Raw genomic sequence first — 14235 nt, 5'->3', positions numbered from 1 at the left:
GAACTACATAAAAGACAAGTTACAAAACTGCTATCGAATACGATTTTACTTCGGACACTTTTGTCCGTTTAATAGCTAGATAAATTTAGAATGATGATGTCAAAGAATAATGTCCACACGTCAACAACTCGCTGCGCAAAACCGAGAAGTGCTTTTAGAAGCTGCAGTTGAGGTATTCCGTATTCACGGAATCAATGCGCCTTTACAACTCATCATGGATCAGGCTCAAGTTGGACGTGCGACGTTTTATCGTAATTTTAATGACCGTCGTGAGTTGGTACGCGCCTTAATGCAAGCTGCCTTGAACCGACTTGAACAGCGTGCGCTTAATTATGCACAGTTCGATGATGGATTTATTCGCCTCATTCAAGACCATATTTATAATATTCCCTATCTCACAGCCCTAATGGAATATTGGCGCGTGATCGATCGAGATGATCCTGCCATGGTTGAAATATACCAACGACGTGATGCCATTTTGCAACCGATGATTGATCAGGCCATTCAAAATGGTCGCTGTCGAGCAGACTTTAAACCGGCAGACTATGCCATGGTCACTTCCATTTTACGTGCAGCTTTACAAGGCCATACCGAAGCAGATCAGGAAAAACTCGCCAAACGTGCCGTTGAGTTTTTACTACATGGTATTTGCGGGTAATACGTCATGTCCAAATCTCCACGTTTATTGGAACCTGCTCCGGATTGGACACCCGAAGAAAAACCGACTTTGCCCGGCTCTCCCGCTGCCATTGCACATCCCACCTATAAGCGTTTTTTATACTTCTTTATCGGTTTATTTGTTGCGATCTCGGGGAGTTTAAGTAATGGATTTATCACGGCAAATTTACCCCTTCTACAAGGTGAATATGGTTTAACGCCTTCAGAAGCGGCATGGATTCCTGCGGCATTTGTTATGGCCAATGTCAGCTCTAACCTGATCTTATTTAAAGCCCGTCAACAATATGGATTTAGGCTATTTTCAGAAATTGGTTTGGTTTTATTTATCGCTGTGATGGTGCTGCATTTATTCGTCCATACCTATGAAATGGCAATTTTTGCACGGGTGATTAGCGGCTTACTTGCAGCTCCACTCAGTTCGCTTGGGATGTATTACATCATGCAAGCGTTTAAACGTGCTCATTTTGGTCGTGGGCTTTATCTAGCTTTGGGCTTTCAGCAGTTGGGGATTCCACTGGCATGGATCATGTCGCCCTATCTGGTCGATGTCAACGATTGGTCTATTTTTTACACCTTTGAATTAGGTTTAGCCTTATGTTGTTTGGCGATGGTGGTCTCTCTAAAACTGCCACGAAGCCTACGTATAGAAGTGTTTGAAAAGCAAGATTTATTCACCTTTGCATTATTAGCACCCGGCTTTGCTTTGCTATGTATCGTGCTAACTCAAGGCCCGATTCTTTGGTGGTTTGAGGCTGAATGGTTGGCCTATTTACTCATCGCCGCTTTGATTCTTTTAGTTGTCGGCCTGACCTATGAACATTTTCGGGTCAACCCCCTGATTGTCACACGCTGGCTCGGAACATCGTCTACCGTGAGTTTTATTATTGGTGCCTTTGCCATTCGCTTTCTCATGTCAGAACAAAGCTATGCGGCCGTGAATTTTTTGAAAACCATGGGCATGGGACCCGACCAATTCGTTTCTTTTTATACCGTTGTGCTGATCGGAATTGTCTTAGGCACAGTGTTTAGTGCCCTGACCTTTTCCAAAGAAAAAATTGTGCTTCATCTGCTCGGTGCAGCAGGTCTCGTGCTCTTTGCCTGTGCACTGGATTACCATCTGACCAGTGATGTACGACCACATGATTTTTATTGGAGTCAGTTTTTGGTGGGCTTTGCCAGTGGCATGTTTATTGGCCCACTTTTGCTTACAGGCATTGTCAGTGCTTTGCAAAAAGGCCCATCGCACATGGTGACGTTTATCGTACTATTTTCTGCAACGCAAACTTTTGGTGGTCTCGTCGGCTCATCGTTCTTTTCGACCTATCAGCAAATGCGTACCCAAACCTATCAGGCACAGATTTATAATGATTTATCGAAAACCTCCCCTATAGTCGAACAGCGCCTACAACAATTGGCGCAAAGTGCGCATCAATATTCTTTAGACTCAAATTTAGACCAACAACAAGCCATACGTAGCCTTAATCAAACCATCACTAGAGAAGCCCAAGTTCGAGCCTATAACGATGTGATTTTTTTAAATGGCATATTCGCCGTTTTATTGTTGCTTTGGGGTTTATTGCTGATGGGCAAAAATAAATATCAATTACGCCAACAGCAACGCACGGATAGTAGTTAAAATTTTCCCGACTTACACAACATAAGCAACCGCCAAATGACCTAATCGATATTGAGAACAACATGACCGAAGACCATAAACCCACTGAGCAAGCAGCACCGCAGCAACCACAAACAGCAACCGCTATGCCTGCGCCATCGAGTAAGCTTATTTCTACGCCGCAGCGTACCTTGATTTTTATGTTGATCATCCTCTTGTTGGGAATTGCGCTGATCTTATGGGCGTGGCGGATTGGTCCATTTCATAACAGTATCGAGTCGACTGAAAATAGCTATGTCAAAGGCAAAACCACGGTGCTTTCATCACAAATTAATGGTTATGTGAAAGATGTTTTGGTGACGGATTTTGATCATGTGAAAAAAGGTCAAGTGCTTATGCATATCGATGCAACGACCTATGATCAAAAAGTCACACAGGCTGAATCTGGGGTGGAACAAGCACAGAACTCTCTTGCCAATCAAAGTCAAGCCATTGAACAACGCAGAGCAGATATTACGGCAGCCGAAGCGAAAGTGGACCAATCACGTGCGGCCTATGAATTAGCTCTTGCACAAATGACGCGCTACCAACAACTCGGCAATACTGGCGCTGCATCGAAATCAGAACAAGATAAAGCGATTGCAGACGCTAAAAATAGTTTGGCCCAACTTCATCAAGCAGAAGCCAATTTACTAGTTGCCAAAGAATCATTCAAAACTGCACAAGTTGCAGCGACAGGGCTTAAAGCGCAAGTGAATAGTGCCAAAGCACAATTTGATCAGGCAGTGACCACTAAAGACTACAGCACGATTGTGGCACCTATGGATGGTCAGCTTGGTGAAGTCAGCCCGCGTATTGGTCAATATGTTGCTGCAGGCTCTCAACTGATGTATTTAATTCCACAGCAGCGCTGGGTGACTGCTAACTTTAAAGAAACGCAAATTGCAGATATGCATATTGGTCAAAAAGCTTGGTTCAGCGTCGATGGTATGAAACATCAAAAATTTTACGGCAAAGTTGAGCAAATCTCCCCTGCGGCTGGTTCTGAATTTAGTGTATTGAAACCTGACAATGCTACAGGAAATTTCACCAAAGTCGTGCAACGCATTGCCGTGAAAATTGCAATTGATCCTAATCAACAAGGTTTGGCCCGGTATGTCTGTCGTCACCTCTGTTGATGTTGCTAGTTAGTTGATGTTGCTAGTTAGCGGATGCTAGTAGTGAAGTGCTTTAAGTAAAGATGAATAGAACAAGATGCAAAGGATTTCATCTTCTGCACCTGCCGTTTTACAATGCCTACCTATTTGACCTCTAACCACCAAGATAACGATCACCAACATGTTTGAATCTATTGCCCACGCCATTCCTGAGCAGACTATTCAATATCAAGGGGTTGATTTGTGTATTAAGCGTTTGGACTTAGTACACCCACAAATATCAGGCAATAAATTTTATAAACTTAAATATAATTTTATTGAGGCTCAGAAATTAGGGGTTAAACACGTGCTTAGCTTTGGGGGCGCTTATTCAAATCACATTGCAGCCACCGCATTTGCCGCACATTTATTTGGATTCGGTAGTCTAGGCATCATCCGTGGGGAAGAATTACAACATCAAGCCCGAAATCCTACTTTAGCTACCGCCGAACAGTTTGGTATGCAGCTCAATTTTGTCACACGCCAACAGTATCGGGAAATGAAACAAGTAGACGCTTTAGCGCAATTACGACAGCAATATCCCGAACATTATGTCATTCCTGAAGGTGGAACTAATGCATTGGCTATCCGTGGCTGTACGGAAATCTTAAGCCATGAAAATCAACAAAATTTTGATCTCATCTGCTGTGCAGTCGGTACAGGTGGAACCATAACGGGCTTGATCGAAGCCAGTGCGGAACATCAACATGTTCTAGGTTTTTCAGCGCTCAAAGGTAATTTTCTTTGCGACGATGTTGCTCAGTTGACGCAGAAAACCAATTGGAACATCAGTAATGAATTTTGCTGTGGCGGCTATGCCAAAACAACGCCGGAACTATTACAGTTTATGCGGGACTTTGAACAACGCTATGCGGTCCCATTAGAACAGGTTTATACGGCTAAAATGCTGCGAGGTATTTTCAGTATGATTGAGCGGGGTCAGATTACAAACCATCAGCGTGTTTTAGTGATCCATACTGGTGGCCTACAAGGTCGCCTGAAAGGTTCAACCGAAGCGCTAAAAAGCGTATAATCCTGCGTCCTTTCTTCCACGCGGAAACTTACCATGTCGCAAAATCAATATGATGTCCTTGTTTTAGGTGCTGGTGCATCAGGCTTAATGACGGCATATAAAGCGGCGCAGCGTGGACGCAAAGTTTTGGTGGTTGAAAAAGCCAATAAAGTTGGCAAAAAAATCCTAATGTCTGGTGGTGGTAAATGCAATTTCACCAATTTGTATGTCGAACCAGAAAATTATATTTCACATAATCCACACTTTGTTATTTCAGCATTAACTCGCTATACCAACTGGGACTTCATTGGTATGGTCTGCGAATATGGCATAGAGTACGAAGAGCGCAAACATGGACAGTTATTTACCCAAAATGGTGCAAAAGAAATTCTCGCCATGCTATTGGCAGAATGTGACAAAACAGGCTTGGTGGATATTAAAACCAACTGCGAAGTAAAAGCAGTCAATACCATGCCAGAACAAGGCTTTCAAGTGGCAACCAATCTAGGCTATTTTGAAGCAGAATCGGTGGTTATTGCCAGTGGCGGTCTTTCTATTCCTACGTTAGGTGGTTCAGGAATTGGCTATGAGATTGCCAAACAATTCGGACATTCCGTCTACCCCACTCGCGCAGGCTTAGTACCCTTCACTTTCTCAGATAGTTTTAAAGAAGTAACCTCTCGCTTGAGCGGCAATGCTATTGAAGCCACGTTATCGAATGAGTTAAACAGTTTTACTGAGGCTTTACTCTTTACTCACCGTGGTTTAAGTGGCCCAAGCTCATTGCAGCTTTCAAACTACTGGGATGTCGGTCAACGTTTTAATATCAATTTCCTGCCAGCTTTAGATGTTTTAGATTTCCTCAAATCTAAAAAATCCAGTCAACCAAAAGTGTTACTGCGCACATTGTTCAATGAACACTTACCGAAAAGTGTAGTTATAGAATTACAAAATCTGATTTGGCCTGAACAAGCTGAATTAGCCATTGGCAATATCAGTGATGAAAAACTAGAACTCATTGCAAGCCGTTTAGAAAGCTTTGAAGTGAAACCATCAGGCACTGAAGGTTATCGTACTGCTGAGGTTACACTCGGTGGTGTGGATACCACTGAAGTCTCATCAAAAACCATGGAAAGTAAAAAACAGAAAGGCTTGTACTTTATTGGTGAAGTGCTCGATGTAACGGGGCATTTAGGTGGATACAACTTCCAATGGGCATGGGCTTCTGCACATGCGGCTTCTGAATACGTCTGATCTCGACTTAGAATGAATTAAACATAACGTACAGATGAACTCTGCATAAAAAAGGGCTGATTCATTCAGCCCTTTTTTATGCCCGATCTAACTTATTCAAGATAGTCGGTTTTAAATAATGATACTGACGACGTCGAAGTTCGTTGAATTGTCAGATCCATTTTTTCAACGGCAACTGAAATATGTTGTGGTTGCACGCTTGCGGTTTGTTTGAGTGTCGATACTAAAGTATTGAGCATTGAAATTACCCCCATTTTGCCATTCCTTTGCACGGATCATAAGTGTCATTCATGACAGCAATATGAATCCTAAGTTTTTATATTTTAAGTAATATTCTATATATCACTATTACTTAAAATACCAATTTTCGAGTAAATTTCAATCATTATTTTTGGACTGATTGGTATAATTTTTTTCACTTTTTGGCGGTGATTGTTCTGCCTGCTCCAAATTAGTGCGTTTTGGTTTTGCAAAAATAAAGCGTCGTGCGCTTGCCAAAAAACCCACCGTGATCCCTGCAATAATCACTGGGGCTAAAAATTTATTCGGTGCTTTTGCCATACAATATTCCTTATAAAGCATTAAAATCGACCACTTAAGCGTGGCCGATTTTTTTAAAGACAGAATAGTTTAATTTGGATCATCTGGTTTTGACGGGGTTAAAGGTGCCGAATTTTCAGCCTCGCCTGTCGATCCAAATGGATTATTTTGTGGTTGATCACTTGGGTTTACATCCAACTGATCTGGCGTGGCCGTTTCTTTTTCACTGACACCGGGAGCAGCCTGTTGAATGTTTGGATAGCCATCATCGGTTTTCACTTCAGAAGTCATCACAGATGTTGATGGCGTTGGACTCGCTGTAGACGATGTTGGCGTATTAAAGGTGGTTTTTGCCTTCGCCTGTTCCTGTACTGGATTCGGTTCGTTGGCTTCACGTTTTGCTTTATCAATAAGATCTGATAACAATCGTTCCGCTGGATTGCGACCGCCTAAACCAAAGGCCAAAGCAAATGCAACAGCAACCGCACCAAGCGTTAAACCAAAGGCCAAATTCACGATCGAGTCGGCAATACCCATGGCACGCAAGCCCATGGCTACAACCAAGCCCATAATCAGCACACGGACCAAATTACCTAACCAACGTGAACTGTTATATTCCCCTCGTTGCACCACATTTGCCACAATATTGGCAAGCCAGAAACCCACCACCAAGATTACAGCACCAAGTAAAATACTTGCACCGAACTGGATAAACATGGCAATCAAGGCACTGATTTGCTCAAAGCCTAAACGGTTAGCAGCTTCAGATACCGCAAACAACATTGTGAAAAATACAATGAGGCAACCGACAACATCCGACACTTTGGTTTTGCCCAAAAAGCGTTGTATGTCTAATTTTTCTGGTACAGCATCAACACCTGTACCCGAGATCACATCCACAACTAGACGCGCTACAAAGCGTGACACCACATAGGCCAAGATTAAGATTAAACCTGCGGCAATGATGTTCGGTATCGCATACATGATCTCATGTAACATGGCTGTTGCAGGCTGAGAAATCGCCTCGATACCAAGTGCTTCGAAAGCCACAATTAATGCAGTGATAATGACTATAGCAAAGACAAAATTACCCAAAACTTGAGCAAGTTTTGCGTTTTTAAACATGCCCACTTTTTCGACTTGCTGCTGCAAACTCAAACTGTTCACCAAGCCTTCCACGATACCTCGCACAATCTTCGCCAAAATATAACCCACAAAGACGATGACACCGGCAATAAAGATATTGGGAAGATAAGAAACAACTTCAGTGACCATATTTTGGATTGGGAACAATAGACCGTTCAAACCCAAGATCGATAAAACAATCGGTAGGAAAAGTAACAAAATCAGCCAATATACAATTTCACTGATATTTTGACTGATAGGGCTGACGCCAACCTCAGAACTAAGTTTTTCATCGAGTTGGGTTTTATCAAGCAGTTTTTTTGAACCGACTTTGACCAAACTCGCCACGATCCAACCAATAAAACCCACGGCTACCGCAGCCAAGAGCTGTGGAATAAATAACAAGAACTGCTGAATCATATTACTGAATGGGCCACTGACACTGGTCAAATTCAGCACATTGAGCGCACCAATGACGGCAATGATCAAAATAATCCAGAACACTACTCTGGAGACTATATTTTCAACATTGGAACGGTGCCCAGTTGCATTTGAAAGTTTTTGATTTGTACCTAATTGTTGCAGAACTTTTTTGACGCCAGCAGCAATCAATAAAGCAATGACCCAACCAATCAGGAGAATTGCTACTGCACTTAAAATGGGGTGAAACTGTTCCCAATAATACATGGCATCAAAACGGCCACGCGGACCACCCAGATAATCATTCATACGTTCGCCCTCATTGTTATACATGATCTGTTGTTATGTGCATTTTTACGTATGCCGCGATATCACACAGCATTGGTGCTTTAAACTTGAGCTTTCTTTTCCACCTTAGTTTTTGCGTATTTTTTAATCAACCAAAGTATGCATAACTCCAACAAAAGCTCACAATTGAATGTAAAAAAGCCTTGGCATAACCAAGGCTTTATTTGTGTCATTCTGATGAGATGCTTAAGGTTCAGATCTTGCAATCATGTAAATCTGTCTCATGTATTTATCATCAATGATCTGTCGCAGTTGCTGTATTTGAATCATTGGCAACAGCTTCATCCCCCGCTGTACCGCTAGTCGTATCATTGGCAGTTGCAGTTTGTGCATTCGGTGCAGGATGATCAGGTGGTGCATCCGAAGCAGACGGTTTCATATCTGCAAACATATAAAATAATAACGCGATTAAGAAGATACCCACTAAAATTAGCATATACACTGGGATACGTTTTTTTTGTGTTGTTTCTTCTGCGCTGGTGGTATGGGGCGGTTTATTAAAATCGTGTGTCATATTCCCCTCGCTATTTTGTTGTTCGTCGTTCACTTTTTATACTAGCAATACAATATCCTTTGTTGTGTGAAGAACAATTACAATCCGTGAAAACATGTAACTTGAAAGATCAATTCAATTTATTTCCGTGTTACTGTTTAGATAGATGACTTATTTTTAGATTTAAAATCAATCGCTAAGGTATAAATATCGGACAATGAACTGAATGCACCATTTCAATCGTATTTATTTACAGCGTGAGAAGTGTTGCGATAATAAATGCTTTTTTTGAGCTAGATGGAATTCTCTGCTTTTGATGGATGAAATGAGCTATAATCATGCACCTTATTTTTCACCTGTTATCAAATCTATGGCGTACCATCAACAAGGTGTAACGCTTGATCTTGACACTGACGTCACTCATCAATGTTCCCTTCATTACACTCGTGATCAGCATCTTATTGGCATTATTGAATTTAGTAAGCCAAGTTATGTGTTGAAATGGGGTGATTTGGAATATTTCCGCCGACGTACTGAAGAGTTTTCAGTGATGCCATTCCCTGAATGCATCAATGCGATGGTGATTGATATTCGAAATATTGCGGCTTTTTTAGATAATGAAGTGCCTATTATTCCTTGGCGCTTGCTCGAAGAAGAATGCCCGATTCGCTTAGTTGTTCCCCAAGATCGACTGGAGCATTATGCTGGCTTTTTTGAACCGACTTGGTTGACTTCCGACGTAGACACAGCGATTCAAGAAATTCGTGAATTTATGGATATGTTTGTGCATTAACACGGAGATTAAACTAAAGTTTAATCCCGAAAACCTCCATTTGGAGGTTTTTTTATGGCCTTTTATTTTCATTATCTATTTCACAATAAATATAATTCATTTAATATTCAATCGCTTATAACAAATTTACTTATAAAAAATCTTCATAACTTATCCCATTTCTTAGTAACAATTCGGCAATAAATTTTGCTTGAGCCTTGTTCGATTTATCACCTAAGATGTAGAAAATGATCTCTTTTTTATTGTTGAAACATTCTTAAAAACAGAGCAATAAAACTAAATACGTAACAAGATCATAAAAAGTGGATATTAAATCAGGGTAAAAGGAGTTTTAACGATGACGTCAAAAAAACATTTAGCAACTTTGTTCTGTGCAAGTGCGCTCACTTTAGGGCTTAGCGCATGTAGTGACAATAAAGCACCTACAACGGATAAAGCTGCAGGAAGTGAAGCTGCTGTTTCTGACTCAGGGACTTTAGATAAGATCAAAAAATCGGGCACGATTGTTTTAGGCTATCGCGATTCATCGATTCCATTTTCATATATCGCAGATAATCCAAACCAACCTGTGGGTTATGCGCATGATCTTCAATTAAAAGTAGTTGAAGCAGTAAAAAAACAATTAAATCTTCCCGATTTAAAAATCCGTTATAACTTAGTGACCAGCCAAAACCGAATTCCATTAGTTTCTAATGGCACCGTCGACTTAGAGTGTGGTTCAACCACCAACAATAAAGAACGCCAACAACAAGTTGATTTCTCAACAGGTTTCTTTGAAGTGGGTTCACGCTTACTTACTGCAAAAGACTCTGGGATTAAAGACTTCGCTGACCTTAAAGGTAAAAAATTAGTCACCACGGCAGGAACTACATCTGAGCGTTATATTCGTCAACATGAAAAAGAGTTAGGTATTGGTGAAGTCATTTCTGCCAAAGACCACGCTGAGTCTTTCCTCATGCTACAAAATGGTCGTGCAGCGGCATTTATGATGGATGATATTTTGCTGGCGGGTGAAAAATCGAAAGCCAAAGATCCTAATAAATGGGAAATCGTGGGTACAGCACCGATTCATGAAATCTATGGTTGTATGATGCGTAAAGGCGATACTGGTTTTAAACAAGTGGTTGATGATGCAATCAAAGCGACCTATAGCTCTGGTGAAATCAATGACATGTATAAAAAATGGTTCCAAACGCCAATTCCACCAAAAAATATCAATTTGAATTTCCCGATGTCTGATCAATTAAAAGCATTGATTAGTAATCCACATGACCGTGACGAATAACTTTCCCTAAACATTCTAAAGATGCTTAAGCCAAACGGATTTTGGCTTAAGCTCATTATAGGGAGTTCCTATGAATTATAGCTGGAATTGGGGTGTGCTGTTCCAATCTACTGGTGTAGGTGATTCGACCTACCTGAATTGGATTTTAATTGGAATCGGCTGGTTGTTTGTCATCGCTTTGGTGGCATGGAGCATTGCGATGGTGCTCGGCAGCATCTTGGGTATTATGCGTACCCTACCGAGTCCTGTAGCACGAGGTATTGGTACGGCCTACGTGACTATTTTCCGAAATGTACCCTTATTGATTCAACTGTTTATATGGTTCTATGTTGTGCCCAACTTCCTCCCTGCTGCGATTAAAAGCTGGTGGATGAATGACCTTGGGGCAAATACGACCGCCTTAATTTCTGCAAGTGTCGGCTTGGGTCTTTTTACAGCTGCACGGGTCTGTGAGCAAGTCAGGACAGGTATTGAAGCACTTCCTTTGGGGCAAACCAATGCAGGTTATGCCATGGGATTTAGCACGGCTCAACTTTACCGCTATGTGATCTTACCGCAGTCATTCCGCACGATTTTGCCACCCCTCAGCTCTGAGTTGACCAACTGTGTCAAAAACACCTCAGTCGCCTCCTTGGTCGGTGTTGCAGAAATCATTTCACAGATGAAAACCATCAGTGAATACACGCAAAACACCATCGAAATTTATACCTACGTCACCATTATTTTCATCGTGATCAATATCTGTTTAATTGGTTTCATGAATTTTCTGGAAAAACGCCTACGCGTTCCTGGCTTAATTGCAGGAGATAAATAATGGAATGGCTCAGTTCTTTTATTCAAGACCTCCAAGCGTCTGGCCCTGCGCTATGGCATGGTTTCAGCATCACACTCAAAGTGGTGATCACGGCAACCATTGGTGGTGTCTTTATGGGGACATTGTTGGCGTTGATGCGCCTGTCCTCGATTAAAGTATTTAATATTTTTGCTAAAGGCTATGTGAACCTCTTTCGTTCTATTCCTTTGCTCTTGGTGCTGATGTGGTTCTACTTTGCCGTACCCTTTATCTACACAGGGATCACGGGTAACTATCTAACGATTGATACTGCCCTCGTTTCAAGTATCGTGGCCTTCATGCTATTTGAAGCGGCTTACTTTTCAGAGATTGTCCGTGCCGGGATTCAATCAATTCCTAAAGGTCAAACATCTGCAGCTTATGCTCTCGGTATGAGTTATAGCCAAGCGATGCGCTTAATTATTTTGCCGCAATCTTTTCGCAAAATGACGCCACTTCTCTTACAACAAACCATCATTCTGTTCCAAGATTCAACCATGGTTTATGCCATCGGACTGTTAGACTTTTTCCGCACCAACTATGTTCGAGGCGACCTTATGTCATTGTTAACTCAATACATTCTGTTTGCTGGTTTGGTGTATTTCACTATTAGTATGATCGCTACCTATGCAGTTAAAAAATTACAACGGAGGTTAAGTGTATGACCGATCAAAAAACGATGATTGACCTCCAAAATGTCAGTAAATGGTATAAAGATTTTCAAGTGCTTACCGATTGCACGACTCAAATTAAACAAGGTGAAGTGGTTGTCGTGTGTGGACCTTCAGGTTCAGGCAAATCAACGCTCATTAAAACCGTCAATGGACTTGAGCCTTTTCAAGCCGGTACGATTTTAGTCGACGGTATTTCCATTAATGACCCAAAAACCGATTTAAATAAATTGCGTAGTCGTGTCGGTATGGTGTTCCAGCACTTTGAATTGTTTCCACATTTATCCATTACCGAAAACCTGACCATTGCGCAGGTTAAAGTCTTGGGTCGATCAGAAGCCGAAGCCAAGAAAAAAGGCTTGGCTTATTTAGATCGTGTGGGTTTGAGTGCGCATGCCGCTAAATTTCCTGCACAGTTATCAGGTGGACAGCAACAACGTGTTGCCATTGCACGTGCGCTCAGTATGGACCCGATTGCCATGCTGTTTGATGAACCAACTTCGGCACTTGATCCAGAGATGATTAACGAAGTGCTTGATGTAATGGTGGGTCTTGCCAAAGAAGGTATGACCATGATGTGTGTAACCCATGAGATGGGCTTTGCTCGTCAGGTTGCAGACCGAGTGATCTTTATGGATCAAGGAAAAATTGTAGAAGACTGCAGCAAAGATGATTTCTTTAATGCTCCTCGTGGTGAACGAGCGCAGCAGTTCTTAAATAAAATTCTGCATTAACATCAAAACGTTTATTTAACTGATGTTACGAAGTAACATCAGAAGCGTAATTTGATTCAAATAAAAGTACGATACGCGGTAACGTCATCCGCAAGTGTTTGAGATAGGAATTCTTCTAATCAAAAATGTTTTTGCGATACTTTAGATAATTAGACGCTAGTGAACGAGTTTTGCGGTGAGGAGCACTGCTCCGCAAGATGGTTTCCTTGCGAAGCTTCGCTTCTCATTTTGCCTAATGAGAAGCGTGCTTCGTAAGAGTACCTCCAGCCGAAGGCTAATCACTTTATTCATTCCCTTGATGTAAGACTCCGTCGAATTGGCTTAAAAATCATTTTAAAAATGCAAAATTACTTTTGCATGCATAACATCAGTTATTTATTTTCCGAAAATAAAAAAGCTCATCCATCGATGAGCTTTTTTTCATGGCACCTTACCAATAGTTTTCTACAGCAATATTACCTTCACCACGGCGGTTCATGGTCAAACCACGCGCCTTTAATGCTGCCTTGGTGTCATCAACCATTTGTGGATTACCACACAACATGACATGCGTCGTTTCCACATTAAACGCTAAGCCCGCCGCCTGTTCTAGCTCGCCATTTTCAATTAAAACTGGTAAACGATCATGCAGCGGTGCATTTGGATCACGTGTCACAATAGGTATAAATTTAAAACCCGTATGCCCTTCACCAAAGGTCTCGGCGATTTCTTGAATACGCTCGATATAAGCCAATTCTGATACGGTACGCACACTGTAGACTAGATTAATTTTTTCGTATTTAGACCACGTTTCAAAGTCTTGTAGCATTGATAAAAATGGTGCAAGACCCGTTCCTGTCCCCAACAGCCATAAGTCCTTCGGCAATGGCAACTGATAACGTGCCAAGGTAAGGAAGCCATAAGGGACTTTTTCTAAATACAGCTCATCACCCACTTGTAGATGCTGTAAATTCGAGGTAAACGCACCATCTGGAACGACGATAGAGAAAAATTCTAAAGTTTCATCAAAGGGTGACGACACCACAGAATAGGCACGAACCACCAATTCATCGCCCACTTTCAAACCAATTCGTGCGAACTGACCAGCGGTGAATTTAAAATGTGCAGGGCGTGTCATGGTAAAACTGAACAAAGTATTGGTCCAACGGTGTACAGATAAAACCTTTTCTAAGCTAAATTTTTCAATTGACATGATTTGAACGTGGCGTGACAGACTGTGCTCATGTTAGCATGACAGCA

The 14235-nt window shown here is 41.6% G+C and carries 14 protein-coding genes and 1 pseudogene; 10 read left to right on the top strand and 5 right to left on the bottom strand.

All coding sequences use genetic code 11. The annotated features are described in order from the left end of the window. Positions 1-109: 109 nt before the first annotated feature. The 5 genes and pseudogenes from FTT98_RS00270 (at position 110) to FTT98_RS00250 (ending at position 5755) form a co-directional block, all read left to right on the top strand. Complete coding sequence (locus tag FTT98_RS00270; RefSeq protein ID WP_180039678.1) at positions 110-658, top strand: TetR/AcrR family transcriptional regulator; 549 nt, start codon at positions 110-112, stop codon at positions 656-658. A 6-nt stretch (positions 659-664) separates the two neighbouring features. Further along, the gene (locus FTT98_RS00265; RefSeq protein WP_180039676.1) at positions 665-2314 is read left to right on the top strand and encodes an MFS transporter; all 1650 of its coding nucleotides are present in this window, start codon (positions 665-667) and stop codon (positions 2312-2314) included. 62 nt (positions 2315-2376) lie between these two features. After that, positions 2377-3484, top strand: a pseudogene (locus FTT98_RS00260) (HlyD family secretion protein). Positions 3485-3631: 147 nt separating this feature from the next. Beyond that, positions 3632-4522, top strand: a complete 891-nt coding sequence (locus FTT98_RS00255) for a 1-aminocyclopropane-1-carboxylate deaminase/D-cysteine desulfhydrase (protein WP_180039674.1) — start codon at positions 3632-3634, stop codon at positions 4520-4522. Positions 4523-4555: 33 nt separating this feature from the next. Continuing rightward, on the top strand, positions 4556-5755 hold the full coding sequence (locus tag FTT98_RS00250) for an NAD(P)/FAD-dependent oxidoreductase (RefSeq protein WP_180039672.1): 1200 nt from the start codon (positions 4556-4558) through the stop codon (positions 5753-5755). Positions 5756-5847: 92 nt separating this feature from the next. On the opposite strand, the gene FTT98_RS00245 is transcribed toward FTT98_RS00250, so the two are convergent. The 4 genes from FTT98_RS00245 to FTT98_RS00230 all read right to left on the bottom strand — a co-directional run bounded on the left by FTT98_RS00245 (position 5848) and on the right by FTT98_RS00230 (position 8702). Continuing rightward, positions 5848-6009, bottom strand: coding sequence for a hypothetical protein (locus FTT98_RS00245; protein ID WP_162689753.1), 162 nt, complete (start codon positions 6007-6009; stop codon positions 5848-5850). Between the two features lie 124 nt (positions 6010-6133). After that, positions 6134-6316, bottom strand: a complete 183-nt coding sequence (locus FTT98_RS00240) for a hypothetical protein (protein ID WP_168378574.1) — start codon at positions 6314-6316, stop codon at positions 6134-6136. Between the two features lie 69 nt (positions 6317-6385). Next, positions 6386-8149 (bottom strand): mechanosensitive ion channel, encoded by a 1764-nt coding sequence (locus FTT98_RS00235; RefSeq protein WP_180176864.1) that lies wholly within the window; start codon positions 8147-8149, stop codon positions 6386-6388. A 274-nt stretch (positions 8150-8423) separates the two neighbouring features. Next, positions 8424-8702: a hypothetical protein gene (locus FTT98_RS00230; protein WP_078191085.1), complete on the bottom strand. Its 279-nt coding sequence runs from the start codon at positions 8700-8702 to the stop codon at positions 8424-8426. 349 nt (positions 8703-9051) lie between these two features. On the opposite strand from FTT98_RS00230, the gene FTT98_RS00225 reads away from it, so the two are divergent. From FTT98_RS00225 to FTT98_RS00205, 5 genes are all read left to right on the top strand, one after another. Then, the gene (locus FTT98_RS00225) at positions 9052-9474 is read left to right on the top strand and encodes a hypothetical protein (RefSeq protein WP_078191199.1); all 423 of its coding nucleotides are present in this window, start codon (positions 9052-9054) and stop codon (positions 9472-9474) included. Positions 9475-9811: 337 nt separating this feature from the next. Then, complete coding sequence (locus FTT98_RS00220) at positions 9812-10759, top strand: transporter substrate-binding domain-containing protein (RefSeq protein ID WP_180039669.1); 948 nt, start codon at positions 9812-9814, stop codon at positions 10757-10759. Positions 10760-10829: 70 nt separating this feature from the next. After that, the gene (locus FTT98_RS00215; RefSeq protein WP_078191087.1) at positions 10830-11573 is read left to right on the top strand and encodes an amino acid ABC transporter permease; all 744 of its coding nucleotides are present in this window, start codon (positions 10830-10832) and stop codon (positions 11571-11573) included. Next, on the top strand, positions 11573-12256 hold the full coding sequence (locus FTT98_RS00210; protein ID WP_180039667.1) for an ABC transporter permease subunit: 684 nt from the start codon (positions 11573-11575) through the stop codon (positions 12254-12256). The genes FTT98_RS00215 and FTT98_RS00210 overlap by 1 nt, the downstream gene beginning before the upstream one ends. Continuing rightward, positions 12253-12996, top strand: coding sequence for an amino acid ABC transporter ATP-binding protein (locus FTT98_RS00205; protein ID WP_078191089.1), 744 nt, complete (start codon positions 12253-12255; stop codon positions 12994-12996). The genes FTT98_RS00210 and FTT98_RS00205 overlap by 4 nt, the downstream gene beginning before the upstream one ends. Positions 12997-13426: 430 nt before the next feature. Here the strand turns inward: FTT98_RS00205 and FTT98_RS00200 are convergent, their stop codons facing one another. After that, a complete protein-coding gene (locus FTT98_RS00200; RefSeq protein ID WP_180025850.1) occupies positions 13427-14188 on the bottom strand; it encodes a ferredoxin--NADP reductase in 762 nt (253 codons plus the stop codon). Positions 14189-14235 lie beyond the last annotated feature (47 nt).

Source organism: Acinetobacter sp. YH12039 (genome assembly GCF_013420015.1).
GTDB lineage: Bacteria > Pseudomonadota > Gammaproteobacteria > Pseudomonadales > Moraxellaceae > Acinetobacter > Acinetobacter amyesii.
The sequence above is the reverse complement of the archived record's forward strand: the minus strand, read 5'-3'. Positions and strand labels throughout refer to the sequence as shown.